This window comes from Terriglobia bacterium, assembly GCA_020072845.1.
Taxonomy (GTDB): Bacteria; Acidobacteriota; Terriglobia; order Terriglobales; family Acidobacteriaceae; genus JAIQGF01.
Genome location: JAIQGF010000014.1, coordinates 105,913 through 122,771 on the forward strand (window position 1 = coordinate 105,913; position 16,859 = coordinate 122,771).

A 16,859-nucleotide genomic window follows, 5' to 3' on the forward strand; every position below is an offset into this window, starting at 1 on the left:
ATGTCTCGGATACGAGGCCGGGACACGAAACTAGAAATTCTAGTGCGGCGCCGTCTGTTCCGGGATGGATTCCGTTTTCGCGTGAACGTGCGATCTCTGCCTGGGAAGCCTGACATTGTACTGCGCAAGTACCGAGCGGCGATTTTCGTAAACGGTTGTTTCTGGCACCACCACCGCCGTTGTAAGCTCGGGGTCCTGCCCACGACTCGCAGTTCGTTTTGGAAAGAGAAGCTGCTCGGGAACCGCGTCAATGACAGGAGAAAAATCCAGATGCTAAAGAAATCTGGATGGAACACGTTCGTACTGTGGGAGTGCCGGTTGGAGAGAGACCTCGACTGGGAAATGCAAACATTGGCGCGCGCGCTACGCGACCTAATCAGCACCTAGAGCTGACAACATGAACCTGGCCGACGTGATTTCCGCGGCAGTGTATAAGCAGTTGGTCAACGTCGATCTGCCGAAGCGTGGTTCTAATCAACATGAGATCAATGGAGTCGTCGCTCTTCGCCAGTTTTTTGGCACCGGAGAGGTGACGCGAGGGACGATCACTTGGCATCGTCTAGCTGACAATGAAGAGCCTGTCCGGGAAGTGTCGGATTTTACGTTTTACGATGCCAGAGCTAAACATCCGAGCCGAACTGAGTGGAGACTGTATTACGTAGGAGATTTTCTCCATCGTGCGGACGACGGGGACGTGCTTGTCCTCATCCGGACCGCTGCAAGTGTTCCAGAAATACACGGGTTGGTGCTGCAGAAAAGCTCTGCATGGCTTCGTGCGGCAGAACGCCTGTTTGTTGTAAGCAGTCTGAATCCAGCGAATTTCGAATTGCTCTCGCGGAAAGAGCTTTCGAGCACAGAACTGGGCATAGTCGGACAGCAGGTTCTGGAGGAGCTTGGGGTAGAAGACGTCTTACTCCCCACGAGCGACCAGGATGCGTCATTGGTATATCGGACGTTCAAGAGAACGTTTCCAACTACGCGTGTAATGTCGCGTTTTGCTCGGCAGCACACTGTCGGTGTTGATGTTGCGAATGCGGACGATACTCTTGTGAAATGGTTGCAGCGCGAAGAACAACTGTTCAGAGCCCTCGAACGCATTTTGGTTGAGGAGCAAGTCCGAAAGGGTTTTGCGAGCGTGGATGAATTCGTGGCATTTTCCCTGTCGGTGCAGAATCGGCGTAAGTCGAGGATGGGATATTCACTGCAAAACAATCTCGCCGCGCTTTTTGACGCGAACCGCGTCCAGTACGAACCGCAGGCCGTCACCGAAGGCAAGAATAGGCCGGACTTCCTATTTCCCAGCGCAAAAGCCTACCACAATGAAAAGGTCGACTCGCAATTGCTCGTAATGCTTGGGGCGAAATCAACGCTCAAGGACAGGTGGCGTCAAATACTCACCGAGGCGAATCGGATACGCACAAAACACCTGTGCACCCTTGAAGCGGCAATATCTCGCGACCAGATCACCGAAATGACGACGCGGCATGTACAGCTCGTCATCCCTGAGGCATTCCGTGAAACGTATCCGCCGGTCCAACGACGTGAAGTGTGGAGTCTCAAAGCTTTCATTGAGTTCGTGAAAAGAAAACAGAATTAGTTGACTCGCGGCAGGGTATGCGGTGCGGTCTCGCCGAGAATCAGTGAATGTGAGAAGTGAAACCAAAAATAATTTTCCACTTCTAACTTCTGACTTCCCTTCCTACTCCGGCGGATTGTTGCTGCTCTGGTCAGAAGTGCCTGGACGCCTTTCACATTTCTGTTGTGGGAACATGCCCATAATGACAGCAAGCCTGCACAATCGAAGGTAACGAAGCGCACGCCCGCCGACCCTGCGACACGACAATGGAAGGGTGCGGAGTGCCGGCGCAACACGACGGACACGGCTGCTTCATGTCAGCGCCTGCCTGGTGGTGGCAACCGCATTTGTGATGGCGCAAGAATCGGACTGGCAAAACGCCGTGCGCTCGGAGGTCGAGCATAAGAATCTCGACCGCGCGGCCGCGCTGGTGGACGTGCGTCTGGCGGCGAATCCCGGCGATCTGGAAGCGCGTGCCTGGCGGGCGCGCCTGCTGGCATGGCGAGGGCGTTGGGCAGAGGCGGAGAGCGAATACCGCCGGGTGCTGGAACAAGCACCGGCGGATGCCGAGGTCATGGCCGGACTGGCGGACGTGCTGACCTGGCAAGGCAAGCTCGACGAGGCGCTCCGTGTCCTGGATCGAGCGCGCACGATTCTGCCGCCGCAATCCTACGTGCTCGACCGGCGTGCGCGGATCCTGACACGCCTGAACCGTTTGCGGGAAGCTCGCGCCGAGTACCAGGCCGCATTGCGCCTGGATCCGAACGATCGCGAAGCACGGGCGGGCCTGCAATCCCTGTCCGGCGAACGGCGCCATGAACTGCGGTTCGGCGTTGATACCGACACCTTCAATTACACCGACAGCGCAGCCGCCCAAAGCGTGGTCTTGATTTCGCGCTGGACCTCGAACTGGATCACAACCTTTTCTTCGACCACCTACCAGCGCTTCGGCGCCGATGCCGAACGGCTGACCGCGCGCATTAGCCGCCGCGTCGGCAAGAACTGGTTCTCCGTGGGCGGGGGCGCCGGCCACGACCAGGGCGTGATTCCGCGGCGGGAACTTGCGCTGGAGTACGGCCGCGGTTTCCGCATCGGCAACCGCGGCCTGGTGCGCGGGATTGAGTTCAGCTTCAGCCCGCAGTGGTTCTGGTATCGCGACTCCAGCGCCGTGACGCTGACCTCGGCGGCAATCTTCTATCTTCCGCGGGACTGGATGTGGTCACTGACGGTGGTGGCCGCGCGCAGTTCGTTCCCCATCGTTGGAGCGCAGTGGCAGCCGTCGGGAAACACGCGGCTGTCGTTCCCGCTGCGCTCCGAACGGCTGCGCGGAAACATTTCATTCGGCGTCGGGACGGAGAATTTCGCCAAAGTGGACGAGGTCGGCCGTTTCTCGGCACGGACCTTCGCCGGCGGCCTCAAGTACCAGATCAACGCCCGGCAGGACGTCGGCGGATACGTCGCATATCAAGCGCGTTCGCAGCAACGAACGCAGACCAGCGTGGGATTCTTTTATGGGCTCCGCTTCTGAATGGATGGCGCGGCTGGCGCCGGCGGCAATCGTGCTGAAGGCGATTGTTGTCTCCCTGGCGGGAATCTCGGCGCTGATGATCTTCATCCTGCTGCGGCGGTGGGTGCGCGCGCGCTATTTCGCGCGGCGGGAACGGCAGACGTTTGAAATCCGGCAACGATGGAACGACCTGATCAGCGGCAAAGTGCTGCCGGAAACCTGGCGCTTCGACCCGCTTGCCTGCGAGGTGCTGGAAACCATGCTGCTGGACAGCATCGAGGTAAGCAATGGGGAGGAACTGCCGCGCCTGGTGAGTTGCCTGCGGCACAGAGGCCTGATTGACCGGCGCATCGAGGAAGCGCGCACGGCGGAGGGCTGGCAGCGATGGCGAGCGCTGGTGGCCCTCGGCCGGACTCGCGCCCGGGAAGCGGTACCCGCGCTGGCCGAGGCGCTTGACTCCGGCGACATGGAGACCCGGATCGCGGCGGTCCGCGGCATGGGGAAGCTCGCCTTCCCGGAAGCCGCCATCCCCATCCTCGACCGCTGGACGGACGGCCGCCTCATGGTCCCGGGACCGGTGTTGAAGAATGCCCTGTTGAATTGCTGCCGCAGCAAACCCGGCGTGCTGCTCCTCCACATCGTCCATGCGAAGGGTTCGCAACGCGAATTGCTGGCGAGGGTACTGGCGGAACTGGCGGACCCGTCCATGACGGATGAAATGCTGGTCCTGGCCAGCGATGCCTCGCCCGAAATACGGGCCGCCGCCGCGCGCGGCTTGTCGCAGGCCGAAGGGCGGATCGCGGTGCCGCCGCTGGCGCAACTGGCCTCCGACGCGGAGTGGTTCGTGCGCTTGCGCGCCGTGGTGTCCCTGGGGTCGTTCGACGCGGCCGATGCCACGGCGGTGCTGATCCGCGCCCTCGCCGATCGGAATCGTCACGTCCGGCAGCGGGCCGCGTGGGCGCTGATGAATTCACGCCAGACCATGGCGCGCGTGCTGCGGCAGGTGGTCGGTGCGGGAGACAATTACGGGCTGCAGGCAGTGGTGGCGGAGTTGGAGCGCTCGGGACGTTTCGCCGAAACATTGAGCGAGGTGGAGCGCACGCCAGGAGCTGAGGCGGAACGCCTGGCGGCCGCGCTGCGAGCGGCGCACTCGCGGCTGGCCCTGGAGCCGGCAGTGGAAGCGGAAAAAGAAACGGCAGGCGTGGCATGATCAAACTACTGCAACTTTCGAACTGGATCCTGTTCTTCTATTTCCTGCTGTCGAACATTTTTTACCTGGCGCTGCTGATCACCGCCATCTTCGCCAGCCTGCGGCACCGGCGGCGTTTGAGCAGCCTGCGGCTGGAGACACTGGAGTTGTCTCCATTCACCCCGCCGATCAGCATCCTGATTCCGGCGCATAACGAGCAGGCCAACATCGTCGAAAACGTGGGCGCGTTGCTGACGCTGGATTATCCGTCGCTGGAGTTGATTGTCGTCAACGACGGCTCGACGGATGAGACGCTGTCCTGCCTGACATCGGCATTCCGGCTGCGGCCCGCGAACCTGCTCTACTTGCCGCAGGTAGCGTGCGCGCCTGTGCGGGCTGTGTACGCCAGCGACGCGGACCCGCGATTGATCGTGCTCGACAAGCAGGCGGGCGGCACCAAGGCCGATGCCACCAATGCCGCGCTGAACGCCGCCACCGGGCCGTATGTCTGCGTCATCGACGCGGATTCGATCCTGGAAAAAGATGCGCTGCTGCGCATCATGGCGGAGGTCTTCTCCGACCCGGTGCGCGTTGCCGGCGCCGGCGGGATCGTGCGCGTGCTGAACGGGTCGGTGGTTTCGGAGGGGCGGGTCAGCGAAATCCGCCTGCCGCGCAGTCCCGTGGAGTGCATCCAGGTGGTCGAATACCTGCGCGCGTTTCTCATCGGCCGGCAGGCGTGGGGACGCGCCAACATGCTGCCCATCATCTCCGGCGCATTCGGCGTGTTCAGCCGCGAAGCCATGCTGCAGATCGGCGGCTACCGGCCCAAGGCGATCGGCGAGGACATTGATCTGGTGGTGCGCATGCACCGCTCGTTGCTGGAGCACCGCGAGCAGTATCGCATTGGATTCGTGCCGGAGCCGACTTGCTGGACGCAGGTGCCACGAAGCCTGCGTGCCCTGTCGCGGCAGCGGGCCCGGTGGCAAAAGGGCCTGCTGGATGTGCTGTGGCGCAACCGCGACATGGTGTTGAAGCCGCGCTACGGGCGGTTCGGCTGCGTCGTCCTGCCTTACCTGTGGATTTTCGAACTGTGCGCGCCCGTGATGGAAGCGATCGGCTACGCCAGCATTTTGCTGGCCCTGATGCTGGGCGTGCTCAGCGCCGAGTTCTTCGTCAAGTTCATGATCTTCGGCTATGCCTTTGCCACGATGATCTCAATCGGGTCGGTCGTGCTGGAGGAAGTTACCTACCGCAGATACGGTCGTTGGACGGAAGTTGCGCGCTTGCTGCTGTACTGCTTTGCCGAACACCTGCCCTATCGCCAGATGTACATGGTCTGGCGGCTGCAGGGAATGTGGCAGTACATGCGCGGGAACGTGAAGTGGGAAGCGGCGGAGCGGACGCACTTCGCCCCTGCCGCTGGAGGAACGAAGAACTAAGAAAAGTCTTCGGTCGTCAGTCTTCAGTCGGCAGTGAAAGCCTGAAGAAAAGTCTTCGGTCGTCAGTCTTCAGTCGTCAGGGAAAGCCTGAAGAAAAGTCTTCAGTCGTCGGTCTTCAGTCGTCAGTGAAAGCCTGAAGAAAAGTCTTCGGTCGTCAGTCTTCAGTCGTCAGGGAAAGCCTGAAGACCGAAGACTGATGACTGAAGACTTTTTCACTTCTTACTTCTGACTTTCCTTCCTACTCCGGCGGATTGTTGCTGCTCTGGTCGGTGGTGCCGGGACGACGCCTCAGAACCGGCCGGTTGGGGTCGCTGCTGCGATTGGAATCGTCCGAGTAATCAATGATGTCGTTGTCATTGCTCGACGGCGGCGCATTGTAGTTGTTGTTGGACGGCGGCGCATTGTACCCGCCGCTGTAATCGTTGCGCGGGCGCTGAAGGCTGCTCACCGGCATGACCGTAATCGGACTCTCCAGGCGGAAGCTGAGCAGCGCTTCCGATTCCACCCGCACCTGCTGCGGCCTGCTGGCGGCTTGCGCTCCGCCGCCAATGCCTGCACCTGTCGCCGCTTGGGGCACGCAGTTCCTCTTTTTCGACGGGAAGGCCGTTCGCTGGCTGACGCGCGATGCCTACTTCGACGGTAGCTACCGCACTCGCATTGAGCACGTCCTGGAAGGCAACCCTTCGGGCATCCTGGTTCGCAGGCACATTGGCGACTTTCCGAAGGGCAAGCCTCCCGGACGAGTGGCCTGTCTGGCTCATTGATCCTTCCAATCCCGACGCCGGCCTCCAGAAACCCGCCGACTTGACGGTTGAGAACGGACCGGCGATCTCGCTCGGCGCCGTCGTTGGCTCGCTCGACGCCGACACCCTGGTCGCGGAGCTTCCGGATTCGATCGTGCTTCTGCGCCGCGCGCACTGACCGGCCGAACCCGCAAGGGCATGTTCCAGGGTTCGGGCAGGACAGGGGTGCGCCAGCGCGGAAGGCCCTTCCCATCACCCCTCCGTGTGACCCCAATCACTGTGGCCCCAGTGCCCACGTTTGATACTGGGCCGCGCCTTCCGCAATGAAATGGCGCACACTGTTAGGGAGACCGGCGACTAAAGTGGAACTGGAGGCAAGCCCAAGGAGGTCATCCAATGGATAGTGCACAGACGCTTCTAGGGACCGCCGAAGTACAGGAGAAAGCCGTTGTTGTCATGCAACGCTGCCAAACGCCAGATGACGTACGCGCCGGGTTTTTGCAGATCGCAGAACTTATGAGCGCACTCCCTGGGATGGAGACTCTTGTCAGAAGCCTAAAAGCGGGGGCCACCCGAGGAGCACTCGACGATTCTCAAGTGCTTCAGCTCCGCCAGGAGCTTCTACAACAGCTTCCAAAACAAGCTGAGTTTTTCCGGCAAACTGCCCGAAAGCTTCGCCAACAATTTGGAAAGAAATGGTGGCAGTTCTGGAAGTAGGTATACGTGTAAAACAGACAAGGGTGGATCGGGATGAGAGTCTTGAAGAGACTTCTTGGGAACGAAAGTTTGGATGAGCGCATCGATCGTTTGTGGGAGAAAGCGAAGAAACTAGGGTGGTCGGATGCGGAGCAGCAAAAGGCGATTGAGACCTACACCGAACTGCTCACCTTGATCGATAAGCAGTCAACCGCCTACAACATCTGCGCCATCTTACGCAACCGAGCGATCGGCCACAGGAGTCTCAAGAACTATGATGCGGCCCTCGACGACCTTGCCCGGGAACTGGAGATCGCTCAAAGGCGTGATGACCGCAACCGCGTTATGGAGTGCCGCAGAGTAACCGAGGAGACTCAGGAGTGGAGGCGGAAGGCGCAGATCCAGGCTGAGGGCGGAGAAAAGGCTGCAAGGCTTCAGGCCATGGAAGAGCAGGCACACGGACTCTGGCGTGATGGACCCGACTTCGGCAAGGCCTTCGATAGTCTCTTCGCGGACTTGGAGAACAATGATCCGGATGTTCGCGCTGAAGCATCACGGCTGCTGGCGGACGCCAGTAAGGCGCTGGAAAAGGTGATTTCTGTCTATCAGCAATGCCTGAATTCTGATCCCCGGCGTGCCAGTCTTGCCGGCCGGGTCCTTGGGCGAAAACTGGCCAAGGGCTCCGATGACATGTTCCCCGCGCAGCTCACCCAGATAATGTATGGCCTGTCTGCATCCTTCATTCCATGCTCCTGCGTTCATTGTGGCCATCAGAACAAGGGAATCGCCGCGCCTCCTAACGGCCCCAGCGTGCCTTACTACCACCAAGGTGATGACAAAGGGGCCTATGCGGTCCCCGTGCTGTGTGATAACTGTGGAAAGGAATTCTTTGTGGTGTGGGACAGGGACCCAGGATAGGCGGCCAGAATGCAGGACAGCTTGCTGGAGCAGGTCGACTGCGATGGGAACGTCCGACTCAACGCAGCGGGGTAAAGGTAAAGCCGTCGCCTCCGCTTGCGCCGTTGTCTGACTTGCCCCTGGAGCGGGCGGCGCGGGTCTTCAAAGGAATCTTGATCTAATGATCGGGAATGGCCGTTCTCGGCGGCGATTCGTTCAGGAGCTAACGGCTGGCACTGAGCCGCTGGAACCCGTCCGCAGCGAGTGGCTCAAGGCAGAGCTGTGAAAATAAGCTCAGCGCCTCCAAACACGGAGCCGGGTTCCGGTCGGTCTGCAGCGCGTTGTCAGGCAGCGGGGCATCTCCCGTTGTTCCGATTCCTTCGACTCAGGCAACAACATCGCCGGGAGATGGCAGCGGATGCTTCTTGGCCAGCGCCGAGGCCGATTCGGCCGTCTTGGATACCGAGCCAAAGACCCTCCAAGCGGCCGAGTTCGGCTCGGGATTAGCCACGAGCGCAGCCGCGAAGTAAGGCTTCGCCGCTTCTGTTCCTCTGAGTCTTTCAACCTTTCGACCGAGGAAGTAGTAGAAACCACTTGAACAGCGAGGTGCCCGATGAGGAAAACGCAAATCGAATTTTAGTTAAGGATGCAAGGGTGGGCCGGTCTCCGACACGGAGGAGAAACCCCGGCCAAGCCAACCCCGGGCATGACCGGGGCACCCTCAGGTTCAGTTCCTGCGCTTGGCCGAGGCCATCGGCAAGAATTCAAAAAGCAGGTTCCTCGCAGGGTTTTTATCCTCTTAACAGCGCGAACTGCTCAAGCAGCACGAACTATTCCGGGGGATTGCTGTAGCCCTGTTGGTAATTGTCGGTTTGCGGACGACGCTTCAGGACCGGCCGGTTGGGGTCGCTGCTGCGATTGGAATCGTCCGAGTAATCAATGATGTCGTTGTCATTGCTCGACGGCGGCGGCGCATTGTAGTTGTGGTCGGAGGGCGGCGCGTTGTACCCGCCGCTGTAATCGTTGCGCGGGCGCTGAAGGCTGCTCACCGGCATGACCGTAATCGGACTCTCCAGGCGGAAGCTGAGCAGCGCTTCCGTTTCGACCCGCACCTGCTGCGGCTTGGTGACGGCTTGCGCTCCGCCGCCGACGCCCGCGCCGGTCGCCGCTCCAATCGCGGCTCCCCTGCCACCGCCGGCGATCCCGCCGATGACCGCACCAATGGCCGCCCCGGCTCCAACTTTCTTGGCGGTGCTGGCGCCGCGCGACGTGCCCTGCCGCGTGTACTGGTTGGTGTGCAGGGTGTACTTACGGCCGTTCACCGACAGGCTGGCAAGTTCGAGCGCCAACTGCGGCTGGCCGGCAAAGTGTCCGGCATCCTTCAGCTCGGCAATGCGGCCCACCACGTCGGCGCCTTCGGGAATGATGACCTTGTCACCGATGGTGATCGGCGAATCGAGGGTGGCGCGGAAGCTGTCACCCGGATGATTTCTGCCGGTGTCCACCGCATCGATCATGCGGATGTTGAGCATCGTCCCGCTCTCGATCGTGACGGGTGTCGGCGGAGGCGGCGGTGGCGGAACCACCGGCGCGGTCACGTTGGAGGTCGGCATGGGCGCCATGGCGGCCGTGCTGGTGGTATAGGCCGCCGGGCCCGAGGAGACGATCGGCATGTCGCTGCTGCTGCCCTTGGCTTCATTCCTGGCGTGGCGGTTTTCGCGATATGCGGAGGGCTTCCTGGCCGGGCGCGCGGGAGCCGCGGCCTTCGCGGCGGGCTGTTCTTGCAGAGCCGGAGGCAGCTCGCTCGCCTGCAACGATGGCGGCGCGGCGATCAGCAGGTTGTTGACAACGGTCTTCACGCCCTCGACCTGGGCGGCGTCGTTGGCAGCCTGGGCGCGCTCTTCCTCGGTGGCGGCGGACCCGCTCAGGGTGACCACACCGTTGCTGGACATGACGGAAATGTGTTTTTCGGAAATCTTCGGATCGCTGTTGATCCTGGTCACCACTTCGCCGATCACCTGCGCGTCGCTGCGCCCGCGGCTGCAGCCCACGGCGACAGCCAGCGCCAGCACGGCCGCGATCAGCACGATGGATACACGCTTCGTCGTCATCACTCACTCCTGCCTGCCCAGAGCCAACTCTTACATATGACGCTGGACCTTGCACACCAGAACCGGAAAACTGTTACCAGAATAAACCCGCTCACCCAAGAAAAGTTCCTCGGCGCGCCGGACCAGGAGGTACTAAGGCCAACGGGCGCCGCTACTTGGCCCCAGGCGCGGAGGCTGCCAGATCAACCTGCTTTGCGATGTGGTCCCGGATCCAATGCGCGTCCCACCACTCCTTGGGGTCGATCTGCACTCCATCGAGTTGCATGCTGAAGTGGATGTGGTCGCCGCCGGCAAGCCCGGTTTGGCCGCTCTTGCCCATGACCTGCCCGCGTTTGACCATGTCGCCTTCATGCACGGCAATCTCGCTCAAGTGGCCGTAAATAGACTGCAAGCCGTATCCGTGGTCCACGACGATGCAGTTGCCATAAATGCCGAGTGGCGCGGCATACACCACCCGTCCGTCGTTGCTCGCCTGCACTCCCACATGCTGCGTAATCGACAGGTCGTAACCAAGGTGCACCTGCTGGTCGATTTTCTTGCCCTGGTAAAAGTAATTCCGCACGTCGGCGAAGTTGGATTCCACCTTCGAGTTCGGCTGCTGCTGAAACGGTAGCGCCCACAGGAACCGCGCTTCCGTCTTCAAACGCAAGTCGGAAAGCGTCTTGTTGTTGGCGCGGCGCATTTCGCCGTTGATCTTCAGGAAGCGGGTCACCAGATCGCCCGAGCCATTGGGGTCGAGTTCGCCCACGGCCTTTTGTAAGAAGCGATCGTCCAACGGCAAGTCGCGTACGCGGTATCGGGGCTGCTCTTTCTTGGGGAACGAGAAGACCATTTGGCCGGTCACCTGATTGCCGGCGGGATTGGTGGCGTATACAACCGGGGCGGTACCGGCCGGCGCGTCCCAGGGAAACGCGAACAGCGAAAAGAAACCAGGCTTGCCGCCGGGCATGGGCCAGCTCCGGAATGTCAGGTTGCCGATCTTCACGCCCGCCTCCGTGGAGTAACCGGAGAGGTTGAAGGACACCAGGTCAGCCATGCCGAGATAGAGATAATGCTGCTCGGAGTCAACGCTGAGGACGGGCGGCTGGGTCACGATCGTCACCTCGCGCTCCAGCCGCACGGTGCTTCCCCGGAAATCGTTGGAGGTTGCTTCGACCAAGAGCCGCGCCTTGCCGTCTTTCAGTTGTGGCGTGGTCTTCGCACCGGCCGCGAAATCCCACGTGGCGTCTGACAGGTGCCGTTGCCACAGGATTCGACGCGCCGGCTGCATCTGTTGCGCGAGCTGATAGCGGGCGCCATTCTGCTCTACGTACGCCGCCAGGCGCCGTACTCCATGCGGATCGCTCACGCGAACCGAAACCGGCGTCGCTTGGCCGAGCACGGTGACCGCAGGCGCCAAGACGAGGACCGGCGAGACTGACAACACAAGCAGGGCGATAATCGCAACTGCCGCCAGGAAGATGAAAATGATAATGGTTCGCACGATGGACAATGAAGTTAGCACACCCGGTGCGCGCGGGGGATCAGCCAAATGTGCACTATGTGCTCAGCCGAGCTCTCCGTAAGCGAAGGCTACGGCCGCGCGTAATAGCCGTCTCGGGACTGCACGATCAAGTCTTTCTGCCGGGTGGCGAGTTGAATCTTGTGATAGCCGCCTTCGATGCGGTCGGGAGTGTAACCCAGGCTGTACTGGTTGCGGAGTTCTTCCTGGATCTGGGCATAGATCTCGCCGATGGGCTGCTTTTTGGAAACCTCAAACATGCGGGCGCCGGTTTCCTTGGAGATTCTTTCCAGCACCTTTTTGCCGTCGGCGGTGGATTCCCGACGTTGAGGCCTGGGGTAGCCTCCGCCGCCGCTCCGGCCCCATGGGCCGCTGATGCCCCCTCTGCCTCCGAAGCCGCCGCCGCCGTAGGCTTCCGAGTCGGCGAACAGAATCGAGTACACCATGGTATCGGCACGCTGCGCGGATTCGATGGCGCGCTCCAACGAGATGCGGCTGGCGTTGTCCACGCCGTCGGAAAGAATAATGAGCGCCTTCCGGCCTTCCGTTTTGTTGATGACCTCATCGGAGGCGAGAAAAACCGCGTCGTAGAGCGCGGTGCCGCCACCGCCGTGCGCACCGCCGCGCGAGCCGCCGCGGCCTGACCCGCGCCCACCACCGCCGCCCGACCCGGGATAGCCGCCGCCGTGGCTGCTCTGCATCTGGGGAGCTTGCAGCGCGTCCAGCGCCGACTCCAGCTTCTGGCGCGACGAAGTCAGGTCCTGCAGCAGTTCGACCTCGCCTTCAAAATGGATCACAAATGCCTTGTCCCGGTCTACCCGCAGCATTTGCTGCAGAAAGGCATAACTGGCGCTTCGTTCCTGTTCGATAAGACGCCGCTGGCTCCCGCTGGTGTCCACCAGCAACCCGATGCTGAGTGGAAGATCGCTCTCCCTGGCAAAATACTTGATGGATTGCGGGCGCCCGTCGTCGGTCAGCGTGAAATCATCCTTGGAGAGGTCGCGGACAATTTCGCCTTTTTTCGTCCGCACCGTCGCCGGCACGTTCACCACCTTCACGTTCGATGAAAACGTGGGCACTTGTTGCGCGCTCAGCGGGGCTAAGGCGGCGCAAACGGAGAGCACGGAAAGGAATGAGCAGAATTGGCGCCAGCGCCGAAACCTGCCGCTACATTCGTGTTGGGTTGGTGGCTTCACGTTGGTGGATCCTGCAAGGCTGGCCGGGGCGGCGCCGTCCCTAACGGTCTTAACACGAAATGCGGTAAAAAGTTAGCCGGGCAATCACGGAATCGCAGGCGGCCGCTAATCCTGCCGTGCCATCTTACCCGTTAACACCCGGACATTGTCGGTTTCCAGAATCAGCGCCTGGTCGGAATCCAAAATGTACAGGATGAAGCCGGCATTGCTGAGGACAGCTGAGCTGGGAAGCGCCGTGGCAAATCCGCGGCCAGTGTTGACATCCACCGTGAAACCGCCAACTGTAAAGGCGCCCCCCTGGGTTGCCGTACCGTTGGCAACAATGTCGAGCACGCCGGTGAATGGCGCGCCTCCGGGTAGAGCAACGTGACCCGTAATGCTCTCGTTGGCGACGCTACTGGGCGGCTCGGCCCCTGCCAAGGTGACGGCGAAATTCCCCTGCAGCGAAAAAGTGCTGGGAGCGGACACGGTTTGCGGAAGAACCACGCCCTCGGCGGCCGCGCCTCCGTCGACCTCAAGCATCACGAATCCGCCATCGTTGCGCGGGTAGAACACGAATTGCGACATCGCTCCGTTGTTGACGGTCCAGGTAACGGTGGTGCGACCCAAGGCAGAGTCGGTAACCACGTACGATCCTTGCGTATCAAACACGGTCTGGTTCACGCCATCAAGCAGCCGGTTCGTAATCCCGCCGAGGTTCATGGTGAACAGGCCGCCCATCCCGAAGGAGGCCCCGCCCCTGGAGCCCGCCGCCGTGAAAGCGAACCGGCCATTGAAGCTGGTATTGGCGAAGGGACCCGCCGGCTCGATTGACAGATCGCCGGCCAGGGCGTTGGCGCCATCGATTTCAACCAGCTTGAGACGCGTGTCGTCAACCTGGTAGTAGGCGAACGTCTGAACCCCGAGAGTGCTGGTGATGGTGAGCACTCCGCGGCCGGACGAGGATGGAGAGGTCAACGTGCCGGAAGCGCCCACGTTCGTGGTCACGGTGGCGTTGCGGCTGAGGTCGAGAATGCCGCGACTGACGTTTCCGGCGCCATCGGCGGCCAGGCTTCCAACCATGGCGGTAAAGGCGGGCGAAGCGCCCGCGCTGACGCCCACCAGGCTCATCGCATAATTCCCCTGGATCGAGGCCAGGTTGAATTTGCTTGCCTGCTGCAATTCAAGGGTGCCGCTGGCGGTCGCACCGTTGCTGTCGAAACGAACGACGAACCCCAACGGTTGGTTGGTCAGAACGAATTGCCAGGCAACCAGTCCCTGGGCCGTGTTTACGACGGCAGTTCCGCGTCCATCGCTGCCCACCTGGTAGGTGCCCCCGTTGATGGCAATGGGCGAGCCGCCATCGTCGCTGCGATCGATGATGCCGGCGGTGATGTTGCCGTTGCCATCGAAGGTAATCGTGCCCGCTTCCGCGGACAATGCCTGGGCGGAGCGAATCACGAAAGCAAACGCGTACTGGCCGGCGAGCGAAGCACTGGAAAACTGGATCGAGACAGTGGTGCTTGCCGGGACCGCACTGCCATCCGCCATCTTCGCCGTGACGGTCACCGTCCCGCCCGGAGGTGGCAGCGACGGCGCGATAAATAAACCGCCCGACGAAAGCGTCCCACAGGCGCTCGGCAACTGGCTCCGGCAAGCAAGACTCCAAACCGGGGTGACGCTCGCCCCATTCACCGTGGCGGTGAACGCCTGCTGCGCGCCGGCCGCAAGGGTTAGCCCGGTGGGACTGATGACCAGCGACGGAGGATTGATGGTCACCGTCGCGGACACAGTTTGCGTCGGATCAGCCTGGGCGACGACCGTGACGGTGACGCTATTGGGGTTGGGCAGGCTCGCCGGGGCGGTGTAAAGACCGGCGGTAGTGATGGTGCCGACCGTTGCATTGCCGCCAGTGACGCCATTCACCTGCCAGGTAACCGCCGTATTGGTGGAAAAAGTCACGGTGGAGGCAAATTGCACCGTCCCGCTGAGACCGATCGCGGCGGTGGTAGGCGAAATCGAGATCGGCAGCGCCACGGTCACCGCTGCCGAGGCGCCCTGGGTGGTGTTGGCCACGGAAACGACGGTCACGGTGACCGAGGCGGGACTGAGCGGAGCCGTGTACAGGCCGTTGGTGGTGATCGTGCCCGTGTTCGAGTTACCGCCGGTCGTCCCATTCACCTGCCACGTGACCGCAGTATTGGAGGTGTTCTTCACGGTGGCGGTGAACTGCTGCGTGCGTCCCAGAGCAACCGTCGCGCTGGTCGGAGAAATGGAAATGGAAACCGTGCCGCTGGTACTGCTGCTGCTGCAGCCGGTCATCGTAGCGGCGAAAAGGATCGCAATCGCCGCAGCTACGTGCTTCATGAGGTCTCCCGAAGTCCGCCCATCCGACTATGGCGCGGTCACGGTCAGCGTGGCCGTCTGGCTGGTTACAGTGCCGACCGAGGCGTTAATCATCGTCACGCCGGGGGCAAGTCCGGTCGCGAGCCCATTGGTGCCGACAATCGCAACCCCGGCAGAGCTGTTGTGCCAGGTGAACGTGACCCCGCTGACAGGATTTCCGCTGGCATCCACGGCGCTGGCGGTGAACTGCTGAGTTTGGCCGACCTTGATGGTGGAACTGAGTGGCGTCAGCGAAACGGAAGCGACGGCGGTGGTCGTACTCACGACGTTGAGGTTCGCCGCCGCGCTGGTCACGCCCGATGCCGACGCCGTGATTTGAGCCGTACCGACCGTGTGGGCGGTGGCGACGCCTGCGCTGTCAATGCTGGCAACGTCGGGCGCATTACTGGTCCAGGTAAACGTGATTCCACTCAGGGTTTTTCCTTTGGAGTCCTGGGCCGTTGCGGTAAACGTCTCCTGGGCATTGATGCCGAGAAAGCTGGTAGCGGGGCTAATGACGATTGCGACCAGTGAGCCGGTCGAAGAGCCCCCACATCCCAAGAGCAGCAAGAGCAGCGCGGCCAGCGCCAGCAAGGAGCACCAGCGATGTGCGCTGAGACGAGACTTGGGCTGCGTCGCGGAAAAACGCGTTCGCATGCGCGCGATAACTCCTGGATATCCTGAGGTTCGCCGCTTCCAAACACCTGGCGTTGGGCAAAGTTGCTGGGCGAATTGATCAGCGGACACAAGCTTCACAAGAAGTTTACCATCTCCCGAAGATCTTGCGGTACACTCCCCATCTGCTGCCGACTTTCCGATAGGCGCTGTGTCCGCGTATGATGTGTGTCAGCGCGATGCGCCGCAATTTACCGCAAACGAATCGTGCAGCCGGCCAGGCAACTTAATGTGGCACGCAGGGTTGAAAGCGGATGCCGACCGCATGCCGCGCTTCTGCACCTGCGCCACGGCCAGGTTGGCCTCCAAGATCATGCTCATGGCACTTGCCCGTAGGACTACTCGACGCGCTGCTGTACTGATGTGCTTGCTGGCTCTCAGCGTTTCCCTTGCGAGCTGCGGGGGCAGTTCCTCGTCCAGTTCGACGGGACCGCCGGCGACCATCAACATCACGCCCCTAAAGGCATCCATCTCGCCCAACCAGGTGCAATCGTTCTCGGCAACGGCTCAAGACTCGAAAGGGAATACGCTCACGGGCGTGAGGTTTGCCTGGGCGAGCAGTACGCCGAATGTGGCCAGCATTGACAGCAACGGACTTGCGCTGGGGCGCAGCAACGGCAGCACGCAGATCACGGCTTCTGCGTCCGGCGTGACCAGCGCCCCGGCAACGCTCACCGTCACACAACCCATAGCCTCCATCACCATCGCGCCGCCAACCGCGACGATCGCGGTGAATGCAACCCAGCAGTTTACGGCGGCGGCGGTGGACGCCAATGGCAACGCCGTAACCGGCGTTACCTTCAACTGGGCTTGCAGTTCCTCAGTGATCGCAACCATTGACCCCAACGGACTGGCTAAGGGCGTAGCGCCCGGAACTGTCAGCATTTTCGCGACTGCTTCGGGAGTGACGAGCCCGCTGGCCACGCTGACCGTAACACCGTAATCGCAGATCTCAGCGACAATGC

16 protein-coding genes are annotated in these 16,859 nt (G+C 61.5%); 9 read left to right on the forward strand and 7 right to left on the reverse strand.

Features of this window, described 5'->3' with window-relative positions; translation table 11 throughout:
- From LAN70_15040 to LAN70_15060, 5 genes are all read left to right on the forward strand, one after another.
- The gene (locus tag LAN70_15040; protein ID MBZ5512468.1) at positions 1-387 is read left to right on the forward strand and encodes a very short patch repair endonuclease; all 387 of its coding nucleotides are present in this window, start codon (positions 1-3) and stop codon (positions 385-387) included.
- 10 nt (positions 388-397) lie between these two features.
- Positions 398-1,597 (forward strand): restriction endonuclease, encoded by a 1,200-nt coding sequence (locus LAN70_15045; protein ID MBZ5512469.1) that lies wholly within the window; start codon positions 398-400, stop codon positions 1,595-1,597.
- Positions 1,598-1,910: 313 nt separating this feature from the next.
- On the forward strand, positions 1,911-3,104 hold the full coding sequence (locus LAN70_15050; protein MBZ5512470.1) for a tetratricopeptide repeat protein: 1,194 nt from the start codon (positions 1,911-1,913) through the stop codon (positions 3,102-3,104).
- Positions 3,088-4,293: a HEAT repeat domain-containing protein gene (locus LAN70_15055; protein MBZ5512471.1), complete on the forward strand. Its 1,206-nt coding sequence runs from the start codon at positions 3,088-3,090 to the stop codon at positions 4,291-4,293. Before LAN70_15050 ends, LAN70_15055 begins: the two co-directional genes overlap by 17 nt.
- A complete protein-coding gene (locus tag LAN70_15060; GenBank protein ID MBZ5512472.1) occupies positions 4,290-5,711 on the forward strand; it encodes a glycosyltransferase family 2 protein in 1,422 nt (473 codons plus the stop codon). The genes LAN70_15055 and LAN70_15060 overlap by 4 nt, the downstream gene beginning before the upstream one ends.
- A gap of 238 nt (positions 5,712-5,949) precedes the next feature.
- On the opposite strand, the gene LAN70_15065 is transcribed toward LAN70_15060, so the two are convergent.
- Complete coding sequence (locus tag LAN70_15065) at positions 5,950-6,288, reverse strand: hypothetical protein (protein MBZ5512473.1); 339 nt, start codon at positions 6,286-6,288, stop codon at positions 5,950-5,952.
- Between the two features lie 131 nt (positions 6,289-6,419).
- Here LAN70_15065 and LAN70_15070 point away from each other — a divergent pair, with 131 nt between their 5' ends.
- From LAN70_15070 to LAN70_15080, 3 genes are all read left to right on the forward strand, one after another.
- Positions 6,420-6,632, forward strand: a complete 213-nt coding sequence (locus LAN70_15070; protein MBZ5512474.1) for a hypothetical protein — start codon at positions 6,420-6,422, stop codon at positions 6,630-6,632.
- Between the two features lie 218 nt (positions 6,633-6,850).
- The gene (locus LAN70_15075) at positions 6,851-7,171 is read left to right on the forward strand and encodes a hypothetical protein (GenBank protein MBZ5512475.1); all 321 of its coding nucleotides are present in this window, start codon (positions 6,851-6,853) and stop codon (positions 7,169-7,171) included.
- Positions 7,172-7,213: 42 nt separating this feature from the next.
- A complete protein-coding gene (locus LAN70_15080; GenBank protein MBZ5512476.1) occupies positions 7,214-8,068 on the forward strand; it encodes a hypothetical protein in 855 nt (284 codons plus the stop codon).
- Positions 8,069-8,877: 809 nt separating this feature from the next.
- On the opposite strand, the gene LAN70_15085 is transcribed toward LAN70_15080, so the two are convergent.
- The 6 genes from LAN70_15085 to LAN70_15110 all read right to left on the reverse strand — a co-directional run bounded on the left by LAN70_15085 (position 8,878) and on the right by LAN70_15110 (position 16,215).
- Positions 8,878-10,158, reverse strand: a complete 1,281-nt coding sequence (locus tag LAN70_15085) for a BON domain-containing protein (protein MBZ5512477.1) — start codon at positions 10,156-10,158, stop codon at positions 8,878-8,880.
- Between the two features lie 151 nt (positions 10,159-10,309).
- The gene (locus LAN70_15090) at positions 10,310-11,641 is read right to left on the reverse strand and encodes a M23 family metallopeptidase (protein ID MBZ5512478.1); all 1,332 of its coding nucleotides are present in this window, start codon (positions 11,639-11,641) and stop codon (positions 10,310-10,312) included.
- Positions 11,642-11,730: 89 nt separating this feature from the next.
- Positions 11,731-12,855, reverse strand: a complete 1,125-nt coding sequence (locus LAN70_15095; GenBank protein ID MBZ5512479.1) for a VWA domain-containing protein — start codon at positions 12,853-12,855, stop codon at positions 11,731-11,733.
- A 105-nt stretch (positions 12,856-12,960) separates the two neighbouring features.
- Positions 12,961-15,201, reverse strand: a complete 2,241-nt coding sequence (locus LAN70_15100) for a hypothetical protein (GenBank protein ID MBZ5512480.1) — start codon at positions 15,199-15,201, stop codon at positions 12,961-12,963.
- A gap of 27 nt (positions 15,202-15,228) precedes the next feature.
- Entirely contained in the window at positions 15,229-15,876 is a 648-nt protein-coding gene (locus LAN70_15105; GenBank protein ID MBZ5512481.1) for an Ig-like domain-containing protein, read from the reverse strand.
- A gap of 189 nt (positions 15,877-16,065) precedes the next feature.
- On the reverse strand, positions 16,066-16,215 hold the full coding sequence (locus LAN70_15110; protein ID MBZ5512482.1) for a hypothetical protein: 150 nt from the start codon (positions 16,213-16,215) through the stop codon (positions 16,066-16,068).
- Between LAN70_15110 and LAN70_15115 the strand changes: the two genes are divergently transcribed.
- A complete protein-coding gene (locus LAN70_15115; protein ID MBZ5512483.1) occupies positions 16,214-16,837 on the forward strand; it encodes an Ig-like domain-containing protein in 624 nt (207 codons plus the stop codon). The genes LAN70_15110 and LAN70_15115 overlap by 2 nt on opposite strands.
- The last annotated feature ends 22 nt before the right edge of the window (positions 16,838-16,859 follow it).